19 protein-coding genes and 1 tRNA gene are annotated in these 21,629 nt (G+C 59.3%); 14 read left to right on the top strand and 6 right to left on the bottom strand.

The features are described 5' to 3' along the window. Window positions 1-53: 53 nt before the first annotated feature. Window positions 54-767 carry a pyrimidine 5'-nucleotidase gene (locus ASD46_RS05240; RefSeq protein ID WP_013635389.1) on the bottom strand — a complete coding sequence of 238 codons (714 nt, stop codon included), beginning with the start codon at window positions 765-767 and terminating at the stop codon, window positions 54-56. Window positions 768-873: 106 nt separating this feature from the next. Between ASD46_RS05240 and ASD46_RS05235 the strand changes: the two genes are divergently transcribed. After that, entirely contained in the window at window positions 874-1,791 is a 918-nt protein-coding gene (locus ASD46_RS05235; protein ID WP_025592285.1) for a DMT family transporter, read from the top strand. Between the two features lie 48 nt (window positions 1,792-1,839). Here ASD46_RS05235 and argB read toward each other — a convergent pair whose 3' ends face one another. Next, the gene (gene argB, locus ASD46_RS05230) at window positions 1,840-2,724 is read right to left on the bottom strand and encodes an acetylglutamate kinase (protein WP_003514834.1); all 885 of its coding nucleotides are present in this window, start codon (window positions 2,722-2,724) and stop codon (window positions 1,840-1,842) included. 360 nt (window positions 2,725-3,084) lie between these two features. Here argB and ASD46_RS05225 point away from each other — a divergent pair, with 360 nt between their 5' ends. Next, window positions 3,085-3,462, top strand: a complete 378-nt coding sequence (locus tag ASD46_RS05225; protein ID WP_003514836.1) for a hypothetical protein — start codon at window positions 3,085-3,087, stop codon at window positions 3,460-3,462. Window positions 3,463-3,475: 13 nt separating this feature from the next. On the opposite strand, the gene yihA is transcribed toward ASD46_RS05225, so the two are convergent. Genes yihA through rpmH form a run of 4 tightly spaced genes read right to left on the bottom strand, consistent with a single transcriptional unit; the run spans window position 3,476 to window position 6,482 of the window. Continuing rightward, window positions 3,476-4,129 carry a ribosome biogenesis GTP-binding protein YihA/YsxC gene (yihA, locus tag ASD46_RS05220; RefSeq protein ID WP_003514838.1) on the bottom strand — a complete coding sequence of 218 codons (654 nt, stop codon included), beginning with the start codon at window positions 4,127-4,129 and terminating at the stop codon, window positions 3,476-3,478. Then, window positions 4,126-5,925, bottom strand: a complete 1,800-nt coding sequence (gene yidC, locus ASD46_RS05215; protein WP_060641866.1) for a membrane protein insertase YidC — start codon at window positions 5,923-5,925, stop codon at window positions 4,126-4,128. The genes yihA and yidC overlap by 4 nt, the downstream gene beginning before the upstream one ends. Further along, window positions 5,925-6,308, bottom strand: coding sequence for a ribonuclease P protein component (rnpA, locus tag ASD46_RS05210; RefSeq protein WP_003514841.1), 384 nt, complete (start codon window positions 6,306-6,308; stop codon window positions 5,925-5,927). The genes yidC and rnpA overlap by 1 nt, the downstream gene beginning before the upstream one ends. Before the next feature lie 36 nt (window positions 6,309-6,344). Continuing rightward, on the bottom strand, window positions 6,345-6,482 hold the full coding sequence (gene rpmH / locus ASD46_RS05205; RefSeq protein WP_013635393.1) for a 50S ribosomal protein L34: 138 nt from the start codon (window positions 6,480-6,482) through the stop codon (window positions 6,345-6,347). A gap of 348 nt (window positions 6,483-6,830) precedes the next feature. On the opposite strand from rpmH, the gene ASD46_RS05195 reads away from it, so the two are divergent. The 12 genes from ASD46_RS05195 (at window position 6,831) to ASD46_RS05135 (ending at window position 21,572) form a co-directional block, all read left to right on the top strand. Then, entirely contained in the window at window positions 6,831-8,858 is a 2,028-nt protein-coding gene (locus ASD46_RS05195) for a methyl-accepting chemotaxis protein (protein WP_025592288.1), read from the top strand. A gap of 255 nt (window positions 8,859-9,113) precedes the next feature. After that, complete coding sequence (locus ASD46_RS05190) at window positions 9,114-10,532, top strand: sensor histidine kinase (RefSeq protein ID WP_034501842.1); 1,419 nt, start codon at window positions 9,114-9,116, stop codon at window positions 10,530-10,532. A 217-nt stretch (window positions 10,533-10,749) separates the two neighbouring features. Next, window positions 10,750-10,826, top strand: a tRNA-Arg gene (locus ASD46_RS05180). 173 nt (window positions 10,827-10,999) lie between these two features. Then, on the top strand, window positions 11,000-11,812 hold the full coding sequence (locus tag ASD46_RS05175; protein WP_003514854.1) for a class I SAM-dependent methyltransferase: 813 nt from the start codon (window positions 11,000-11,002) through the stop codon (window positions 11,810-11,812). A 217-nt stretch (window positions 11,813-12,029) separates the two neighbouring features. Beyond that, the gene (locus ASD46_RS05170) at window positions 12,030-13,175 is read left to right on the top strand and encodes an ABC transporter ATP-binding protein (RefSeq protein WP_060641865.1); all 1,146 of its coding nucleotides are present in this window, start codon (window positions 12,030-12,032) and stop codon (window positions 13,173-13,175) included. Next, entirely contained in the window at window positions 13,172-14,098 is a 927-nt protein-coding gene (locus ASD46_RS05165; RefSeq protein ID WP_060641864.1) for a carbohydrate ABC transporter permease, read from the top strand. The genes ASD46_RS05170 and ASD46_RS05165 overlap by 4 nt, the downstream gene beginning before the upstream one ends. Continuing rightward, the gene (locus ASD46_RS05160; protein WP_003514860.1) at window positions 14,098-14,919 is read left to right on the top strand and encodes a carbohydrate ABC transporter permease; all 822 of its coding nucleotides are present in this window, start codon (window positions 14,098-14,100) and stop codon (window positions 14,917-14,919) included. The genes ASD46_RS05165 and ASD46_RS05160 overlap by 1 nt, the downstream gene beginning before the upstream one ends. A gap of 42 nt (window positions 14,920-14,961) precedes the next feature. Continuing rightward, complete coding sequence (locus ASD46_RS05155) at window positions 14,962-16,254, top strand: ABC transporter substrate-binding protein (RefSeq protein WP_025592292.1); 1,293 nt, start codon at window positions 14,962-14,964, stop codon at window positions 16,252-16,254. Between the two features lie 65 nt (window positions 16,255-16,319). Then, entirely contained in the window at window positions 16,320-17,120 is an 801-nt protein-coding gene (locus ASD46_RS05150; protein WP_025592294.1) for a phosphodiesterase, read from the top strand. A gap of 277 nt (window positions 17,121-17,397) precedes the next feature. Beyond that, window positions 17,398-18,894, top strand: a complete 1,497-nt coding sequence (locus ASD46_RS05145; RefSeq protein WP_035197739.1) for an acetyl-CoA hydrolase/transferase family protein — start codon at window positions 17,398-17,400, stop codon at window positions 18,892-18,894. 189 nt (window positions 18,895-19,083) lie between these two features. Next, on the top strand, window positions 19,084-20,406 hold the full coding sequence (locus tag ASD46_RS05140) for an alpha/beta hydrolase (RefSeq protein ID WP_013635402.1): 1,323 nt from the start codon (window positions 19,084-19,086) through the stop codon (window positions 20,404-20,406). Window positions 20,407-20,534: 128 nt separating this feature from the next. After that, on the top strand, window positions 20,535-21,572 hold the full coding sequence (locus ASD46_RS05135; RefSeq protein WP_025592298.1) for a 4-hydroxyproline epimerase: 1,038 nt from the start codon (window positions 20,535-20,537) through the stop codon (window positions 21,570-21,572). Window positions 21,573-21,629: the final 57 nt, after the last annotated feature.

Below are 21,629 nucleotides of genomic sequence, written 5' to 3'. Positions count from 1 at the left end.
AAGGTGCATGAAGCTTCGGTAATGTCGTCTGCGCTCGATTTCGATGTTACATGTCAGCGGGCGATCGTTTTGATCAGGAAACCGGTCAGATCGTCAGTGATGTAGTCGATATGCTCATCCGTCGCGGCGGGGATCTCCCAGCGCTCCATGATGACGCCTTCGAGGTTCGAAGGAACGAGCAGCACTGTCTTCATGCCGAGTGCCTTGGGTGCCGCGAGATTGCGCGGCAGGTCCTCGAACATGGCGGCTTTTCTGGTGTCGAGCTTCGCAAGTGCGGCAAACTTCTCATAGGTCGCACTGGCCGGCTTTGGCAGATAGTCCGCGGCGACGATATCGAAAATATCCTCGAAATGGTCGAGAATGCCGAGCGCGCCCGCCGCTGCCTGTGCATGCTTGACGCTGCCATTGGTGAGGATGAACTTGCGGCCTGGCAACGCCTTGATTGCCTCGCCGAGCTCCGGATGCGGGCTCAGCGCGGAATAGTCTATGGCATGCGCGCGCTCCAGAAACTCGTCCGGGCTGATGCCGTAGTGGATCATCAGGCCCTGAAGCGTGGTGCCATGTTCGTGGTAATAGCGCTTCTGAAGCGCGCGAGCCTCGTCGGGCTCGAGCTTTAAAAGCTCCGCAACATACGCCGTCATGTTACGATCGATCTGGGAAAACAGATTGACGTGATGCGGATAGAGCGTGTTGTCGAGGTCGAAGACCCATTCGCTGACGTGGGCGAAATCGGCGGCATCGGGCAGGTTTTTCGGCTTTGTGTCCATGGGCAGCTTTATGCCCGTTTCGAATGCCGAAGAAAATCGAAAAGACGACGACAGACGGGAAAATCGGGCTTGGCTGCGGCCTCCAGCGCATGATACCGCCAAGACCATGGAACTCTGGATAGGCATAACCTTCGCAAGCGCGTTCTTGCAGAACCTGCGCTCGACCCTGCAAAAGCACCTGAAGGGCATGATGGGCACCACGGGCGCAACCTTCGTGCGCTTCGTTTTTGGAATGCCCTTCGCTCTTGCCTATCTCGGTTTTCTGCATGGTGTACTTGGCCGGCCGCTGCCGGTGCCGAACATGTCATTCGCCGTCTGGGCGATGGTCGGGGCCATGGCGCAGATCGCCGCCACTTTCCTGTTGGTGCACCTGTTTTCCTTCCGCAACTTCGCGGTTGGCACGGCCTATTCCCGAACTGAGCCGGCGCAGGCGGCATTGTTTGCGCTGATTTTCGTTGGCGAAAGCGTCAATGGCGGCACTCTTGCGGCCATCGCTATTTCGGTGGCCGGCGTCATGTTGATTTCGGTTGCGCGCACGGAAGTGACCCCTGCCTCCATTCTCACCTCCATCTTCAGCCGGACGGCGGGCATCGGCCTCGCATCGGGTGCGTTCTTCGGCCTCTCATCGGTGGCCTATCGCTCTGCCTCGCTGGCTTTGGCACCCAGCCTGCCGGCACAGGATGCGGTGATGCAGGCCGGTTTTACCCTCGTCGTTGTCATCGTGACGCAGACCTTGGCGATGTTCTTGTGGATCGTATGGCGGGAGAGGGACGAATTGCGGCGGATCGCGAAGGCGTGGAAACCGTCGCTTGCGGTCGGTTTCGTGGGGGCCACGGCGTCATTCGGCTGGTTCACGGCGATGACGTTACAACAGGCGGCCGTGGTCAAGGCGCTGGCGCAGGTGGAGATGCTCTTCGCCTTCGCCTCGACCGTGCTCTTCTTCAAGGAAAAGATCAACCGGCTGGAACTTTCGGGCTGCCTGCTGATCGTTCTGGGCGTGCTGTCGCTTCTGATATTCGGCTGAAAGTGTTGTCGTGGCGGACAGGCATTCCCGTCCGCCACATGAACCGTATCAGGGCACGATGAGCGTGCCCGCGCCTTCCGTGAAGATTTCCAGAAGAACGGAATGGGCGGTCTTGCCGTTGAGGATCACCACGCCCTGAACACCGGCCTTGATGGCCTCGATGCAGGTCTCGACCTTCGGGATCATCCCACCGGAAATCGTGCCGTCCTTGATCAGCGCACGCGCCTGGGAGACCGTCAGTTCCTTGATGAGTTCCTTGTTCTTGTCGAGAACACCAGGCACGTCCGTGAGGAACAGGAGGCGGGTGGCGTTGAGCGCACCGGCAATTGCGCCGGCAAAGGTGTCGGCATTGATGTTGTAGGTGGCGCCATCGCGACCGGGAGCGACGGGAGCGATGACAGGGATCATCTCCGACTTGGCAAGCAGGTCGAGCAGGGTGCGGTCGACCTCGACGACTTCACCGACAAAACCAAGATCGAGAACGCGCTCGATATTGCTGTCGGGATCGACGACGGTCTTTTTCGCCTTTTCGGCGAAGACCATGTTGCCGTCCTTGCCGCACAGGCCAATGGCCCATTCGCCCGTCTGGTTGATGAGCGCGACGATCTCCTTGTTGATCGAGCCGGCCAGAACCATTTCGACAATCTCGACTGTCTTGGCATCGGTGACGCGCAAGCCGCTTTCGAACTTCGATTCAATGCCCATCTTCGTCAGCATCGCGCCGATCTGCGGGCCGCCGCCGTGCACGACGATGGGGTTGATACCGGACTGCTTCAACAGGGCGATATCTTCCGCAAAAGCCTTTCCAAGTGTGGAGTCGCCCATGGCATGACCGCCATATTTCACCACGATGGTCTTGTTCTCATATTTCTGCATAAAGGGCAGAGCCTGTGCGAGCAGCCGCGCCTGAGTCTCGCTTTCGGAAGCAGTCATGGAAAAACCTCGGTCTGTGGTTGCGGCCCTTGAGAGCCTTTCATCGCTCTACAGCATCGGCGCAAAAATCGGAATCGATTTTTGCGGTGCAGGATGCGCAGATTCGGCATGTCGATGCGTTAGCAAGGACAGGTGAATGCGCGGGGTGAATGAATGAAGTAACCTCCGGGCCATATTGTGTCGGCGCATAGTAAAATTCCGCTTTTGGGCGGCCTGCGGCGCGTAATAAGATTGACATAAAGCACCAATCGGACCAGCCTTGTGGCGAGCAGGGGAGGGGTTATTCAGCAGGGCGACGGAGGATCGTTGCGCATCGCAAAAAACGATGCTGGCCTGAACGACCGAGGAGTTTGAAAACATATGACCGTACCGGATCGAGACAAGCAAAGCGGTTTGCGGGACGAAGTACTCGCTGGCGAATATGTGCTGGGTGCCTTGCCACCGGAAAGCATGGCGGAGCTTGCAAAACGCGTCAAACGCGACCGCCAGTTTGCGGCCATGGTCAGGCGCTGGCGGGACAATCTGGCGGAAACCGAATATCGCGAAAGAGCGGGCGTTGCAGCCCTGCTTGACAGGGATCCGCTTCGCTCCGGTCTGCCATTCAAGGGCCAGCCGCTTCGCAATGGCAGCATATTCGCCGCGATGCTTCTGGAGGTGTGGAATTCCGTGCGTTTCTGGCGGCTTCTGGCATTGACGGCGATGCTGTGGACCGCCGTCCTGCTTTTCACCATCGCCTGAAGGCGATGGTCTTTTAGAGCGAGACCGTTCGTACGATCTCGGCGCGTAGGCTATCCAGCCCGAAGGATTTTTCCGAAGAGGTAGCGAGAACTTCCGGATAGGCGGCGGGACGCTTGCGGATTTTCTCCAGCGTTTCACTGATCAGCCGGGGAACGCCAACGTCCTTGATCTTGTCCGTCTTCGTCAGCACGACCTGATAGGACACGGCCGCCTTGTCGAGCAGGCCAAGAACCTCCTCGTCGTTCTTTTTTATTCCGTGGCGGGAATCGATCAGCACGTAGACGCGCTTCAGCGTCGCACGTCCACGCAGGTAATCGAAGACGAGCTTCGTCCAGGCATCGACATGGTCCTTCGGCGCCTGCGCATAGCCGTAACCCGGCATATCGACCAGCGCCATCGGCGGCAGGTCGCCCGGCTCACCGGAATAACCCTCAGGAACGAAGTAGTTCAGTTCCTGCGTGCGTCCGGGTGTGTTGGAGGTGCGGGCAAGGCCTTTGTGGCCCACCAGCGCATTGATGAGCGAAGACTTGCCGACATTCGAACGTCCGGCGAAGGCAATCTCCGGCGGGCCTTCGGGCGGCAGGAATTTCATCGCGGGAACGCCGCGAATGAATATCCAGGGTCGCCCAAAGAGGGGCTTTTCGGTTGCCGGGCCGGTTTCACTCATTTCGATTGCACCGGCTTTCGCTTGAATAGCCCTTTGAGATTATCGAACAGTTCGATCTTGGCACCGTGACGCTTCATGATGAGGGCCTGCTGCGAGATCGACAGCGTGTTGTTCCATGCCCAGTAGATAACCAGACCGGCGGGGAACGAAGCCAGCATGAAGGTGAAGATCAGCGGCATCCAGGTGAAGATCATCGCCTGTGTCGGATCGGGTGGGGTCGGGTTCATGCGCATCTGCAGGAACATCGTGATGCCCATGACGAGCGGCCAGACGCCGATCATCAGGAAGTGCGGCACGTCGTAGGGCAGAAGGCCGAACAGATTGAACAGCGAGGTCGGATCTGGCGCGGAAAGGTCGTGAATCCAGCCGAAGAACGGTGCATGCCGCATTTCGATGGTGACGTAGATGACCTTGTAGAGCGCGAAGAAGACCGGAATCTGCAGCAGCATCGGCCAGCAGCCGGCAACCGGATTGATCTTCTCTTCCTTGTAGAGCTGCATCATCGCCTGCTGCATGGCCATGCGGTCATCGCCATGCTTGGCCTTCAGCTCTTCCATCTTCGGCTGCATGCGCTTCATGTTCGCCATGGATGCATATTGCTTGCTGGCGAGCGGGAAGAAGAGAGCCTTGACGACGATGGTGGTCAGCAGGATGGCCACACCGAAGTTGCCAAAATAACGGAAGAAGAAATCCATCATTTTGAACATCGGCTTGGTGATGAAGTAGAACCAGCCCCAGTCGATCAACAGGTCGAACTTCGGAATGGAATATTCGGTTTCATAGCGGTCAACCAGCGGCACTTCCTTGGCACCGGCGAAGACAAGGCTCTTCAGTTCGATGGACTGGCCGGGTTCGACCGTCATCGTGTCGCTCTTGAAATCGGCCTGGTAGCTCGGCTGATTGCCCTTGATGTGCGAGTAACGCGTTTCGAACGGCGTCATCTGCGGCGGCACAATGGCAGCGGCCCAATATTTGTCGGTGATGCCGAGCCAGCCGCCGGTCGCCTTGGCAATCGTTACCGGGGTTTCTTCGACATCCTTGTATTTTTCTTCCGTCAGGCTGCCGTCTTTGCCCGAGACGCCGAGGAAGCCTTCATGGATGACGAAAACGGGCGGTATTGCCGGCTTGTTGTTGCGCGTCACGCGGCCGTAGGTGGCAAAGGAGACGGGCGCCTGCCCGGGGTTCTCGACCTTGTCGTTGACCGTGATCATGTAATGCTGGTCGATCGAAACAGTACGGGAGAAAACGACGCCATTCTGGTTGGTATACTTCAGCGTAACCGGTGTGGTCTCCGTCAGCTTGTCGCCGCTTGCGAGTGTCCACACGGTCGCAGGACCGGGAACGCTGCCGGCATCGGCACCGCCAACGTAACCGAGTTCGGTGAAATAGCCGTCCTTGGTGTCGGAAGGCGAAAACAGCGTGATGATCGGGCTCGAGTCATCGACGGTCTCATGGTAGCCCTTGAGCCGGATGTCATCGAAGCGGGCGCCGGTCAGATTGATCGAGCCGGCGATGGCGTTGGTGTCGATGGCGACACGCCGGCTTTTTGCAATCGCCTCTTCACGCGTCGCCGTGGCGGCGGCCTGCGTGGAGGAGGCAGGCGGTGCGCCGTCGACGGTCACGCCGGGTGCGGCACCCGGTGCCGGCTGTTGCTGCGTTGTCTGCTGCTGCGCCTGGCGGGCCTCTTCGGCGCGGCGCTGCTGCTCGATGCGCGGATTCATGTAAAGGAATTGCCAGGCGAGGACGATGACAACCGAAAGGGCTATCGCGATGAAGTAATTGCGGTTCTTTTCCATCATTCTTTCCTGGAGCGGGTGTCCTGGGACCGTTTCGGTTTCGCCGTTCCTTCAATTCGCTCGGTAAGGAGAGACTGAAGTTTCGGGAAGGCCGTCTCGAGCACGTCCCTGCGGGCGACAATCACATAGTCATGGCCGGGCTTCATTGCGAATCCGGCAGAAAGCCTGACGGCTTCCTTGAGACGGCGGCGCATGCGATTTCGCTCGACCGCGTTGCCTTGTCTTTTCGTTACGGTGAAACCGACCCGAGGTTCGGTTTCCGGGGTTTTCCTGTCGAGGACCTCCAGAAGAAAGGTGCCTCCCCGACGCTTTTCCCCCGTCTGCACGGCAAGAAAATCCGACCGGTTTTTAAGCCGGCCGGGCAGTTTTTTTGTCTTGCTCATGTGCCCGCGACTTTCATCGGGCCACAGAGACGGCAATTAAGCCGACAGACTTGCGCGGCCGCGCGCACGGCGGGCTGCGAGAACTTTGCGACCGCCGGCAGTAGCCATACGGGCACGGAAACCATGACGACGCTTGCGAACAAGCTTGGATGGCTGGAATGTACGCTTCGACATTTATTTAATACCGCGGTGTGCGGCCCTTCTTGAATTTGCACTATTTGCAAGAGCGTTTCGTTTTTTGCACGGCTAACCCCGCCTGGGCGAGCTTTTAATGGCCGAGCGTGCGCGGCTTATAAGGGCATAGGCCGAGCAAAGTCAATTGCCGAAGGGGTTTTCGCGCTTCACCTTTTGCGGAAGCGCCATGAAATCGGCTTCGCTCACGGGCGCTGCGGGCGCATTCCGATCGCACGATCGGTAAATTCTGAAATTCTTTCTTAAGGCGGCATTGATAAATGTTGTGATGGGAAAAGTTATGCCAGCTTCCCATTTTCCATCGTGCGGCTGGCTTTTGGGGGAACGAAATTGAGAATTCGCGGTCGTATCAATCTTCTTGTCGGGCTTATGAGCCTTGTGGCCTGCACCATCGGCGGCCTGTCCATATATGCGGTCAGCGAGTTTCAGGTGCGCACGGTCGGATACGAAAAGGCAGCGGAGCGCGCCTATAAGGGCGAAGCGCTGAACCGGCTTGTGACTGCGGTCGTCATGGAGGCGCGCGGGGTCTACGCTGCGCCCGATATCGAAAAGGCGGCACCTTTTGCTGATGGCATCGTCAAGAACCTCGACGCCATGGAGAAGCTGATCGCAACCTGGACCCCTCTCGTTCCGGCAGAACAGAAGGCGGCCTTCGACAATCTCTCCAGTCGCTTCAAGGAATTCAAGGCCTTCCGTCTGGAAACGGCGCGGCTTGCCCGCGAGGCCGGCCCGCAGGCCGCCAACCACCAGGGTAACAACGACGCGAACCGGGCCAACCGCAAAGCCTATCAGGCGGAAATCGATGCTGTCGTGAAGAATGACATCGCCGGGCTTGAAGCCGTCAAGGCGGGCATCGACGGGTTTGTAACGACGACCTTCTGGCTGGTCATCATCGTCACCGGCAGCGGCATATTGGCCGGCGCGGCGTTCGGCCTCTACATCGGAGCGCGGCAGCTGAGCGCGCCCATCCGCAAGGTTTCGGAAGTGATGAATGCCGTTGCGGACGGAAATCTGGATGCGGACGTGCCCTATCTCGGCCGGACCGACGAAATCGGCGAAATGGCAGCGGCAGTCGAAGTCTTCAAGAAGAACGGTCGTGAAGTGCGCCGCATGAATGCGCAGGAAACCGCCATGCGTGCCAAGAGCGATGATCTGCAGGCCGGCATGGCCGTTGTCGTCGACGCTGCGGCCCAGGGCGATTTCAGCCGCCGCATCAACAAGGATTACGGCGACGAAAACCTCAATCGTTTCGCTGCGACGATCAATGCCCTGCTCACCGGCGTGGACAATGGTGTTTCCGAGACCAGCCGCGTCATCGAAGGTCTGGCGCGGGGCGATCTGACGGAAAAGATGGATGGCGAGTTCCGCGGCGTCTTCGCCGAGCTCCAAACCAACGTAAACGAGACGCTGGCCAAGCTGCGGGAGACGATGCGGGAAGTGCGCAGCAGCACGGAAGGCATCAGCGGCAATGCGAACGAATTGCGTTCGGCGGCCGACGATCTTTCGAAGCGGACGGAACAGCAGGCTGCGGCACTGGAGGAAACCTCCGCCGCCCTCGACGAAATCACCGCCGTCGTTCGCAATTCCACGGATCGGGCTCAGGAAGCCAGCACAATGGTGGCCGAGACCAAGCAGAAGACGGCAGAATCCGCCAATGTCGTGCGCGATGCCGTCTCCGCCATGGATCGGATCGAGCATGCCTCGCGGGAAATCAGCCAGATCATCAATGTCATTGACGAGATCGCCTTTCAGACCAACCTCCTGGCGCTGAACGCCGGCGTTGAGGCCGCGCGTGCGGGTGAGGCGGGCAAGGGCTTCGCTGTCGTCGCACAGGAAGTGCGTGAACTGGCGCAACGCTCCGCGACGGCTGCGAAGGACATCAAGGCGCTGATCACCAAGTCCGGCGAAGAGGTCGGTCGCGGTGTGTCGCTGGTGCAGAGAACCGGTAGCGCGCTGGGCGAGATCGAGACCCGCGTTCTGGCTATCAACGAACATATCCATTCGATCGCCACGGCGGCGCGGGAACAGTCGACCGGCCTGCATGAGGTGAATACCGCCATCAACCAGATGGATCAGGTGACGCAGCGCAATGCCGCAATGGTCGAGGAAACCTCGGCCGCAACCCACAAGCTGAGCGGTGAAGCGGGCCATCTCGTCACGCTGGTGTCGCGCTTCAAGGTCGGCGTAGAGGATGGTCAGATCCGCTCTCGCGCAGAACAGCCGATGCGGCCCGTGGCGGTGTCCGGAAGGGCAGCGGCCGTGGCCTCTCCGGCACGTAAATTGATGAGCAGCGTCAGCCGCGCTCTCAACGCCCAACCAGCCGCTGCTGTAGCGAACGGGGACTGGCAGGAGTTCTAAGCCATTCCGCCTGCGGTTTCGCTTGAGACCGGTTCTAAGTCAAACGCCGCCCTCCCGGGCGGCGTTTTGTTTTTCAGGCGATGGAAACGTTTGTTTTGCAACGCATTTGAAAAATATCTGTTAGGTCCTATTATCGTGCTTGCATATAAACCGAGCCGTTCCACCGAAGCGGCGGCGCGCATACAGGATCAGGGCCCGGTGTTTTCTAAAGGCGTAGACAGCTTGGACGGCACGGAAGACAATCCGGTGCACTGCATGCCGGGATTGACCGGGGGGCTTTCCGGGCGCCTGCTGTTGCTCACCGTTATTTTCGTGATGATTGCCGAAGTGCTGATCTTCGTGCCTTCGGTCGCCAATATGCGCCTTTCATGGCTGCGGGACCGTCTGAACACGGCGGCAGCAGCCGGCGCGGTGATCGATGGCTTGCAGGCCGAATTGCCGCGGAGCGTGCAGAACGACACGCTGATGGCCACCGGGGCGAAGCTGATTGCGCTGCGCAAGGATGGCACATCGCGCCTGCTTGCCGTGGCGGAAACGCCACCCGGGGTCGATGAGCAATATGATCTATCCGATGTCTCGCAACTGGCAGCGGTGCGGGATGCCTTCTCCACATTGCTGTTTGGCGGCAATCGCGTCATCCGTGTTTTCGATGTGGTCGGAGACAGCGACACCATCATTGAACTCGTGCTGGGTGAAAACAAACTACGGGCGGCGATGCTGGCTTATGCCCGCAATGTTTTCCTGATCTCCATCGTCCTGTCGCTTGTCACCGCCGGTCTCATCTTCGTTTCCATCAACCGCATCATGATCCGGCCCATACGTCGCCTGACGCTCGGCATGCAGCGTTTTTCCGAGGAACCAGGTAATCCCGAGCGGATTTTCGTGCCGGAGGAGGGAAGCGACGAGCTGTCCGTCGCGGGCCGTCACCTGGCCGACATGCAGACGGAGTTGCAGAAAACCCTGCGGCAACAGAAAAACCTCGTGGATCTCGGTCTGGCGGTTTCGAAGATCAACCACGACATGCGCAATATCCTGTCATCCGCACAGCTTATGTCGGACCGGCTGGTGGACGCCAAGGATCCGATGGTCAGGAGCTTTGCGCCGAAACTGCTGCGCACGATCGACCGCGCCGTGGCCTATACAACCGAGGTTCTGGCCTACGGGCAGGCGACGGAGGGCGCGCCGAAACGCAAGACGGTGCAGTTAAGTCTTCTGGTGCGGGATGTGCGTGACATTCTGGCGCTCGATCCGGAAAGCGGCATCGAGTTTCACGATAGCGTGCCGCCCGATCTCACCGTCGATGCGGATGCCGAGCAGCTTTTCCGGGTGATCCACAATCTCTGTCGCAACGCCGTTCAGGCACTGCAATCCGACACGGCGAACGCGTCGCCTCGGCATCTGTCGATTGCAGCCCAGAGGGCCGGCAACGTCGTCAGCATCGTGATAGACGACAACGGGCCGGGAATGCCGCGCAAGGCGAAAGAGAACCTGTTTTCCGCCTTCAGGGGATCGGCCCGCTCCGGCGGCACCGGTCTCGGCCTCGTCATTGCGCGGGAGCTTGTGCTTGCCCATGGCGGCACGATAGCGCTTGTCGAAAAACCCGGTCCCGGCACGCAGTTTCGCATCGAGATCGCCGACCGCGCCGCCTCCGTACACGCCGCTCGAACCGCCTGATGACTTCGCCTGAACAAGGTCCTGCACAATCGCCGCACCTCCCGGAATATGCGCCCCATATGGCCACTCAAAAATGCCCTTGATGGAATTTCTAGTATAATCAATAAGATACATGAATTGCTGCGGAAAAATGACAATTTCGAAACGAAATCGCTTGCAATCGGAATGAGGACGTTTTAGAGGATCGCCACGCCACCGGAAATGACCGGAACGGCACGCACCCGTAGCTCAGCTGGATAGAGCACCAGACTACGAATCTGGGGGTCAGGAGTTCGAATCTCTTCGGGTGCGCCATTTCTCTTCCCACAAAAATACTATGACACGGCCTTTACTCAAGGCTTTAGTCATGCCGATAGAATATCGGCACCGTTGGCATATCCGTAAAACCCACGTGGCCGAACAGATTCCGAATTTCCCTTATATGTGCTAAAGTTCCGGGGTCATCAGCTGACCGCAGGGTGAAAGCCATGTTGGAAACGGACAAGGTTTTTGCCGGCTCTATCCCGGAAAACTACGACCGCTATATGGTGCCGTTGATTTTCGAGCCATTCGCCCGCGATCTGGCACGGCGGGCGGCGGCGTTGACGCCGATCAATGTTCTGGAAATCGCCGCAGGTACCGGGGTTGTCACGCGTGAACTGGCACCAGGATTACCGCCCGCCGCAAACTATGTCGTGACAGACCTCAACCAGCCGATGCTCGACTTTGCGGCGTCGCGCCAGGTGCCCGACAATCGCATCCAGTGGCGCCAAGCCGACGCTCAGGCGCTGCCGTTCGAAAATGCTGCTTTCGATCTCGTTATCTGCCAGTTCGGTGCGATGTTTTTTCCCGACCGCCCGTCTGCCTATCGCGAAGCGAAGAGGGTGCTGAAGCCCGGCGGCCATTATTTATTCAACGTATGGGACCGCATCGAGGAGAATCATCTCGCGAATGAGGTGACGAACGCCCTTGCAAGCCTGTTTCCCGACGATCCGCCGCGCTTCATGGTCCGCACCCCGCACGGCTACCACGATACGACATTGATTCGTGGTGAGCTGGAAAGTGCCGGCTTCTCTCGGGTGGTGATCGAGACGATAGCGGCGCAAAGCCGTGCATCGTCACCGCGCATTCCTGCCATCGCCTATTGTCAGGGAACCGTTCTCCGGACCGAAATCGAAGCCAGAGCGCCGGGAAAACTTGAAGCCGCGACGGACTGCGCCGCATCCGCCATTGAAGCGCGCTATGGCAGCGACGAAGTCGTCACCAAAATTCAGGCTCATGTGATTCTTGCAGCCGTTTAGAAACCGGGCCCGCGAGGCTCGCGGAGCCGGTGAACAAGCGTCGAGCTCGGATAGTCGAACTGCCCACTGATATTAGCGGCTTTTTGTGAAGGTCGGCATCGCAAGGCATGGCGATGAGCCGGGATTGCCGGGCTTTTCAGTGTCACGGAACTTTCTGCAAACCTTCGTCATATTGTCATACAATATAAGCATATGCGCTCCAGAAAAGGAGCGCAGAATGACGCCACAATCACTTGAACTTTCGGGTATCGGAAAAGGCTTTGGAGCTGACGATGTTCTGAAAGAAATCGATCTCTCGATCCGTCCCGGAGAATTTTTGTCCCTCGTCGGCATGTCCGGCTGCGGCAAGTCAACGCTGCTGCGCATCATCGCGGGGCTGGAAACGCCGGATCGCGGTTCGGTGACGATCGGCGGTCAGGATGTGACGGAGATCGATCCAAGTGACCGCAATCTGGCGATGGTGTTTCAATCCTACGCGCTTTATCCGCATATGAGCGTGCGCCAGAACATCGCGACGCCGCTTCGGATGCGACGTCTGCCGCTAGCTGCACGCTTGCCGCTGATCGGAAGATTTGCGGCGCCTGCCGAAACTTTGCGCCAGATCGATGCTGCCGTCGAACAGGCGGCCGAGACCCTGCAGATCGCGCATCTGCTGGACCGCAAGCCAGCCCAGCTTTCAGGCGGTCAGCGCCAGCGGGTGGCTCTGGCCCGGGCACTGGTGCGCTCGCCTGCCGCATTCCTCATGGACGAACCACTCTCCAACCTAGATGCAAAGCTTCGCGCCCACATGCGCGAGGAGCTTGCCGGGCTGCACCGGCGGTTGGGTGCGACGTTTATCTACGTCACCCATGACCAGATCGAAGCGATGACAATGTCGGACCGCATCGCGCTGATGTCGGAAGGTCGTATCGAGCAACTGGGCACGCCGGACGAGCTTTACCGGAAACCGGCGACACTGACGGTTGCGCGCTTCATTGGCACGCCGTCGATCAACCTGCTGCCGGTGGAAATCGATGCTGGAGGTAAGGTCACGGCTTTCGGTCGCGATCTTGGCGTCGAGGCTTCTGGTCGTGATGCCGGCCCGGCGACGCTTGGTCTTCGCGCCGAGGATTTGCGCCCGGGTGCCGAAGGCTTCGCAGTGCGGGTGACCCGCAGCGAAACCCACGGCGCGGACCGTTTCGTGAACTGCCGTCTTCTGAGCGACGAGACCGTCGCCATTACCCTGCGTCAGGCCGCGGGCGAGGTGTTGGGCGCCGATGAGAACGGCGTGATGAACCTCGGCTTTGCGCCGGAGCGCGTGCATCTTTTTGCCGTGGACGGCCTGCGTCGCAAGACGACGGTGCGTGAAATGGTGCCGGCATGACGGCGGTTGATTTTTCCTCGGCCACGCGCGCAAAGTCTCGCCCGCGCCTCTCGAAGGCGGACCGGCGGATGATCTGGCGTGGCCTTATGTTCGCGGCACCGGCAAGTCTGCTGCTTTTGGCGATCTATAACGTTCCCATATTCGTTCTGGCCGGTTTTTCCGTCACAGATTACAAGCTCGGCGCACTCTCCACCCGCTTTGTGGGTCTCGACAATTTCGTGAAGGCTTTCCACGACCCGGTCTTCCTGCGCGCGCTGGCGAATACCGCCATTTATGCGGTCATCGTCATTCCCTTCGGCGTGTTCCTGGCGCTCGGCGTGGCTTTGCTCGTTTATAATCGCAAGCGCAGCCGTGCCTTCTGGGAAGTCGCTTATTTCCTGCCCGTCACCGCAACGCTCGTCGCCATGGCGACCGTGTGGCAATTTCTGCTGCATCCTTCGCTTGGCCCGGTGAATGCGGCGATCAAGTGGTTCGGCTTCGAGCCCGTCGCGTTCCTCTCCAACCCGGTCCTGCTCATTCCCACCATGGCGCTGATGGGTGTCTGGCAGGTTCTGGGCTTCAACATGGTGCTGTTCCTCGCCGGCCTCACCGCCATTTCGAAGGATCTGCACGAGGCATCGAGGCTGGACGGCGCGAAAAACCCGATCGACCGGTTCCTGACGGTGACTTGGCCGATGCTGGGGCCGACGACGATGTTCGTGGTGGTCACCACCTCGATCTCGGCCTTCAAGGTGTTCGAGACGGTTGCCGTGCTGACCAAGGGCCGCTTCGGTTCCGAAACCCTGCTTTTCGACCTCTATCTTGAAGGGTTCGAATATTCCAACACCGGTTATGCCGCCGCGCTGACGGTGATCTTCCTCGCGATCGTGTTGATCCTCTCGATCGGCCAGACGCTGCATATGGACCGGAAGGTGCACTACTGATGGCCGCGCTCCGCAAATACTTCCCGCATCTCGTGCTGGCACTCGGCGCTTTCGTGATGCTCCTGCCGTTCTACTGGATGATGTTGACGTCGATCCGCTCGCCTGCGGAAATATTCGACGTCTCGCTCTGGCCGATCCCGGCAAAATTCGATGCCGTCGAAAACTATACCCGCGCAGCGAGCCAGGTGCCGATGGCACGTTTCATGCTGAACGGCGTCATCGTCTGCGTCGGTATCCTCGTCGTACAGGTCCTGACATCGGTGCCGGCGGCCTATGCGCTGGCGAAGCTCAGGTTTCCGGGTCGCAAGCTGCTGCTGGGTCTCATCATCGCGGCACTCTGCGTGCCAATTCAGGCACTTGCCCTGCCGCTTTTCGTCGGTCTGGCGAAGACGGAACTGCTGAACACCTATTTCGCGATGATGATGCCGTTCTTCCTGTCGGTCTTCGCCATCTTCCTGTTCAACCAGTCCTTCCGCAGCTACCCGGATGAAATCATCGAAGCGGCCCGCATGGATGGTTTTTCGGAAATGGAGATTTGCTGGGGACTGGTGCTGCGCGGCTCGCTGCCTTCGCTCGCGGCTTTCTCGATCTTCTCGCTCGTCGCCCACTGGAACGACCTTTATTGGCCGATGATCGTGGTCTCCGACACCAATCTCGCCCCGCCGCCGCTCGGCATGATGCTTTTTGCGGATGTCGAATCCGGCGCCAATTACGGTGCCCTGATGGCGGGCGCAACACTGATTACCGCGCCAATGGTGCTGTGCTTCCTCCTCGCACGGCGGCATTTCATCGCCGGTATTACCATGACCGGCGTCAAGTGACGTCGTTCGAACTCCTCCTCCCAACCCATTTTGGAGAATGACATGAAAATCAACCGACGCGCTCTGATGGGCGGTCTGGCACTCGGCGTGGCCTTTGCAGGCCTCGCAACGCCGGTTCTTGCCAACGAAATCACGCTGAACGTTCTCTACAACCTGCCGGGTTTCACGAAATTCCATCAGCCGCTGGCCGATGAATTCATGAAGAAGAACCCGGATGTGAAGATCAACTTCCTCGCTCCGGCCGCAGGCTACAATGAAGGCCAGCAGCAGGTCTTGCGCTCGGCCGTCACCGGCAATCTGCCCGATGTTTATTTCTCGGGTTACAATCTGACGGCGGAACTGGTGCACACGCTCGCACCGCGTAACCAGATCACCGATCTTAGCCCCTTCATCCAGGCTGAAGGCGGTCAGGCCTTCCTCGACAAGAACTACAGCCCGAAGATGGCAGCTCTCGGCCAGATCGACGGCAAGCAATACGGCCTGCCGGTCAACGCTTCCTCGCCGATCATCTACATCAACTCCGACCTCGTCACCAAGGCTGGCGGCGACCCGGACAAGATGCCGACGACCTTCCCGGAGCTGATCGCTCTCGCCAAGAAGATCAAGGCACTCGACCCGAAGTTTGCGGGCATGAGCTACGACATCAATGGCTGGCCGGATGACTGGTTGTGGCAGGCGCTTGTTTTTGAACAGGGCGGCAAGCTCGTTGACGAGAAGACCAAGACCGTTGCGTTCGACAACGAGATCGGCCTCAACGCCCTGAAGATGACCCGCCAGTTCGTCACCGAAGGTGGCCAGAACCTGCTCGACTGGGACCAGTCGCGCCAGCAGTTCGGTGCAGGCCTTACCGGCTTCATCTTCTCGACGCCCGCTCACGTTCAGACAATCCAGGGTCTGGTTGGCGATCGCTTCAAACTGAAGACGGCAACCTTCCCGCTCGACAACAAGGAAAAGGGCGGCGTGCCGACCGGCGGCAACTCTGCCGTTATCCTGACGCAGGAAAAAGCCAAGCAGGATGCTGCCTGGAAGTACCTGAAGTGGATCACCGGCCCCGAGGCGCAGAACACCATCGTGCGCATCACCGGCTACCTGCCGACCAACAAGCTGGCAACCGGCGCTGACTTCCTGGCTCCCTATTACGCCGAGAACCCGAATGTGAAGACAGCTTCGCTGCAGGCTGATCGTTCTCTGCCGTGGGCCGGTTATCCCGGTGGCGATTCCGTCCGCATCTGGCGTACCCAGCGCGATATCATCGGCACCGTCATGCGCGGTGAAGTGTCGCCCGAAGCCGGTCTCAAGCAGATCGTCGAGCAGACCAACGCCCTGCTGAAGTAAGCGACACCATGGAAAAGGCTGCGGGAACCACATTCCCGCAGCCATTTTATGCAGAGAGACCGACAATGAAGATCATCCAGATTACAGACACCCATCTTTTGCCGCCAGGCATTGCGATAAACGGCGTGGATCCCGAGAAGCAGTTGCGCGCGGCGATATCAGATATTGTCGAAAAACACGCAGACGCCGACCTTCTGGTGATGACGGGCGATCTTTGCAATTACGGCGAGCCGGAGGCCTATGAACTCCTTCGCGACATTTTGGCGTCCGTGTCCTTGCCCGTGCGGCTGATGCTCGGCAATCACGACCGCCGTCCGGAATTCGTGGCGGCCTTTCCCGAACAGCCACGGGATGAAAACGGCTATATCCAGTCCTTTATCGATACCGAATTCGGCCGGCTGCTGTTTCTCGACAGCCACGAGGCCGATGTCATCGGCGGCATGTACGGTGCGGATCGCCTGACATGGCTGGACAAGGCGCTTGAAGGTGCTGGCGACCTGCCCGTGACGGTTTTCGTTCACCACCCGCCAATGGATTGCGGTATCCGGCATTTCGAAAACATCGGCATGCATGACGACGGCGCGGTTATGCAGCGTCTAGGCAGACATCCGGCCGGCGTGCGCCATATTGTTTTTGGCCATATCCACGTTCCGATGGCGGGCACCAGCGCTGAAGGCATCGCCTATAGTTCCGGCCAGGCCTGCGCGCATCGCTTCATCACCGATATCGAGGTTGTCGATCCCCTGTGGACCGGCGGCAACCCCTGTTACCGGGTGATCAGCCTCGGTACATTCGGCATGCGTGCCTATGATGTCGAAGTAGGGCAGGTCGTGCTGGGTCAGGCCTCCGCATGCGAAGGCCCCTGATTGCGGGCAATAGCTGAGGCAACCCTCCGGTATGCGACGAGGCGATCCATACGCCTCATCAGCTGTTGCGGTCGGCTGCGATGCTGCGATGGCCCCGCAGCCTGTCGCGCCGATGCGCCACTTGCGGTCTGTCGATCAGATTTGATGGATCAAAGCCATGGTCCCGTTCACACCCTTGATCTATGTCAGTTTCATCGTTGAAACTCCGCGCCATAGTCACTGGTGAGGTGGCCCGCCACGTGATGCGCCATCTGGAATGCAGATCATGGAGAAGTGCATGCTTGAAAAGCGTATCCGCAACGCGTCCCTCTTGAACAGGATCGTCAGCGCCGAAGAGGCTGCCCGCCTCATTCAGGATGGCATGACGGTGGGCATGAGCGGCTTTACGCGGGCCGGCGAAGCAAAGGCGGTACCGCTGGCGCTGGCCGAGCGTGCTAAGACGCACCCGATGAAGATTACCCTGATGACCGGTGCATCGCTTGGCAATGATCTCGACAAGACCATGGTGGAGGCGGGCATGCTGGCGCGCCGTATGCCGTTTCAGTCCGACCCCGCTTTGCGCAAGGCGATCAATGACGGCAAGGTGATGTTCATCGACCAGCACCTTTCTGAAACGGTCGAGCAATTGCGCGGCGGCCAGATCCACGGTGTGGATGTGGCCATCATCGAGGCGGTGGCGATTACGGCGGACGGCGGTATCGTGCCCACCACATCCGTCGGTAATTCGGCGAGCTTTGCCATTCTGGCCGAAAAGGTCATCGTTGAGATCAACCTGTCGCAACCCGACGTTCTCGAGGGGTTGCATGATATTTTCATCCCCGCAAAACGCCCCACCCGCATGCCCATTCCGGTGGTGGCAACGGACAGCCGCGTCGGTCTGCCGTTCATTCCGGTGCCGCCGGAAAAAATCGCCGCAATCGTCCTGAGCGACAAGAGCGACAGTTTTTCGACGGTGCTGCCGCCTGATGACGAGACCAAGGCGATTGCCGGACATCTCACCGAATTCCTGCTGAATGAGGTCCGTCATGGCCGCATGACCCACGAACTCCAGCCGTTGCAGGCCGGTATCGGCACCATCGCCAATGCCGTCATGCACGGTTTCATCGATACGCCGTTTCACGATCTCAAAATGTATTCGGAAGTTCTGCAGGATTCGACCTTCGAGCTTTTCGACGCGGGCAAGCTGACTTTCGCCTCCGGCTCATCGATCACGCTCTCCTCTACCATGAACGAACGGGTCATGCCGCGACTGGCCGATTACAAGAGCAGGCTGATCCTGCGTCCGCAGGAGGTCAGCAATCACCCGGAGGTCATCCGCCGCCTCGGCATCATCGGCATCAACACCGCGCTGGAGTTCGATATTTACGGGAACGTCAATTCTACCCATGTCGGTGGCACTCACATGATGAACGGCATTGGCGGCTCGGGGGATTTTGCCCGCAACGCCTATATGTCCATCTTCGTCACCAAGTCGATTGCCAAGGGCGGCGCCATCTCCAGCGTCGTGCCGATGGTCAGCCATGTCGACCATACCGAACATGATGTGGATATTCTGGTCACGGAAATCGGGTTGGCCGATCTGCGCGGCCTTGCTCCGCGTGAGCGCGCTGCGGTCATTATCGCAAATTGCGTGCACCCCCACTATCGCGATGCCCTGACGGACTATTTCCAGCGGGCAGTGGCACGCGGCGGACATACGCCGCACCTCATTGAAGAGGCGCTGTCCTGGCACAATGCCCTTCGCGAAAGGGGCACAATGCTGCCGCAGCGATAGAACTCGCCTGCACGTCACAATCACGTCTCCCGGCTCCGCAAGGCGGGAAAATTGGGTCTGTTTGGACACACCGGCGCGGAAATCTCCGCGCTTGCACGATGGTTGCTGGCGCGGCAGTTCCGCCTCCGGTAGAAATTCCTGTCCTCTGGCCGCTATCCGGCTGCCTTTGGGTTGCAGGAGAGTGATGTGATGCCAATCCGCTTCGTAGCCATAATCGCGATTGTTGCCCTGCTCGCTGGCTGCGGGGGGCGTCCCATCGGGGTCATGACGCCAACAGGGCAGACCGTGGCTGGAACCACGCCCGTCAATCTCCTAGTCGCCACCACGCGAGCGCCCTCGGACAATGCCGCCGTGCTTTTCGGCGGCGAACGCGGAACCGGCTTGAAGGTCGATGCCGTCACCATCTCCATTCCGCCCAAGGCCAACCGCAAGGTCGGGCAGGTGCAGTGGCCGAAGAAGCTGCCGCCTAACCCTCTGAAGGATTTTACCACGGTGGCGGTTGAGCCTGTTCGTTCCGAAGCGGAGACGAAAAGCTGGATCAGCAAACATATCCATAAGGACCGCCGCGTTCTGGTCTTCGTGCACGGTTTCAACAATCGTTACGAGGAATCGGTCTATCGCTTTGCGCAGATCGTCTATGATTCCGGCTCGGATGTCGTGCCTGTGGTTTTCACATGGCCGTCACGGGCGAGTATTTTCGACTATAATTACGACAAGGAAAGCACCAATTACTCGCGCGATGCGCTTGAGGAAATGCTGACCCGTCTGGCAAAGGACAAGTCGATCGGCGAGGTAACGGTCATGGCGCATTCCATGGGCACATGGCTTGCCGTGGAGGCGCTGCGCCAGATGGCCATCCGCAACGGCCGCGTCGATCCGAAGATCAGCAATGTCATTCTGGCAGCACCAGATCTCGATGTGGACGTGTTCAGCCGGCAGTTCGCCAGCTTCGGCAAGGCGCCGCCGAAATTCACCCTGTTCGTCTCGCAGGATGACCGTGCGCTCAGCCTGTCGCGCCGCATTTCCGGCAATGTCGACCGTCTGGGCCAGATCGACCCTTCCGTCGAACCCTATCGCAGCCAGCTGGAAAAAGCTGGCATCACTGTTCTTGATCTGACCAAGCTGCAATCCGGTGACCGGTTGAACCACGGCAAATTTGCAGAAAGCCCTGAAGTCGTGCGCTTGATCGGCGACCGCCTCATTGCCGGCCAGACTGTGACGGATTCCGATGTCGGTCTGGGGGAGGCGCTGGGCGCGGTCAGCATCGGTGCCGCGCAAACTGTCGGAACGGCGGCAAGCGTCGTGGTCAGCGCGCCCATTGCGGTTTTCGATCCGCGCACGCGTGAAAATTACGGCAGGCAGGTGGAGAGGCTCGGCCGCTCTGTTGAAAACACCGTCGGATCGGTTGGTGATACGGCCGGCTCCGTGGTGGACGATCAGGCGGTTCAGTCTTCGAGAGTGAATTGCGACGCCGCCGCCAATCGTAACCGGGCGGAGTGCCGCAATCGCTAGATCACGATGAGAAGTGTATGGCGAAAACCATAAGCGATTTTCGGCATACAGCTCGCGCAGATTTGTATACAGCTTGTATTTTTACCTATATGGTCCGGTCAACAGCTCAACTTCCGGAGTAAGATCCCATGCGTTGGAAACGCACCCTGCAGCTTCTCGATGTTCATTGCGAAGGCGAAATCGGCCGTGTCGTCACCGGCGGCGCGCCGAAAATTCCCGGCAACACCGTGGCCGAGCAGCTTAACTGGATGAATACCGATCCAAAAGGGGAAGCCCTGCGCCGCTTTCTGACTCTGGAGCCGCGTGGCACGCCCATGGGGTCAGTCAATCTTCTGCTGCCGCCGAAGCACCCGGATGCCCATACAGCCTTCGTCATTCTCCAGCCGGATCAGGCGCATGCCAGTTCCGGCTCCAATTCCATCTGCGCGACGACAGCACTTCTGGAAAGCGGCATGGTGGAGATGCAGGAACCGGAAACGGTCGTCATTCTGGAAACGGCCGCCGGTCTGGTCAAGGCCACCGCCACCTGCCGCGACGGGCGCTGCGAAAAGGTCAAGCTGACCATGGTGCCGTCCTTCGTGCATGAGCTGGATGTGACCATCGACACGCCCGAATGGGGCAAGGTGACGATGGATATTTCCTATGGCGGCATCTTTTACGCGCTGGTCGATGTGCGCCAGATCGGTCTGACCATCGAAAAGGCCAATGCAGCGAAACTGGTTGCTGCGGGCATGATCCTCAAGGACCTCGTCAACAGTGAAATGACGGTCGTGCATCCCAAAATCCCCGCCATATCAGGCGTGGCCTATGTGATGTTCCGCGATGTGGATGCCGATGGTTCCATCCGCACCTGCACCACCATGTGGCCGGGCCGGGCGGATCGCTCGCCCTGCGGTACCGGCAATTCCGCCAATCTCGCCACGCTTTATGCACGCGGCAAGGTGAAGGTGGGAGACGAATACAAATCCCGTTCGATCATCGGTTCGGAATTCGATGTCGGCCTTTCCGCCGTCACCGAAGTGGCAGGTCGTCCGGCGGTCATTCCCACCATTGCCGGCCGCGGTTTCACCTTCGGGCTGCACCAGGTCGGCCTTGACCCCTTCGATCCCTTTGCGGACGGCTTTGCCATGACGGATGTGTGGGGTCCCGAAGCGGGCGGCATCTGAGGCTCGCTTCAAAAAAATGACATTTACAGCCGCCCGATGCCTCTCGGCGGCTGTTTT

The sequence above is a fragment of the Rhizobium sp. Root491 genome, assembly GCF_001427205.1.
GTDB classification, from domain to species: Bacteria; Pseudomonadota; Alphaproteobacteria; order Rhizobiales; family Rhizobiaceae; genus Agrobacterium; species Agrobacterium tumefaciens.
The sequence above is the reverse complement of the archived record's forward strand: the minus strand, read 5'-3'. Positions and strand labels throughout refer to the sequence as shown.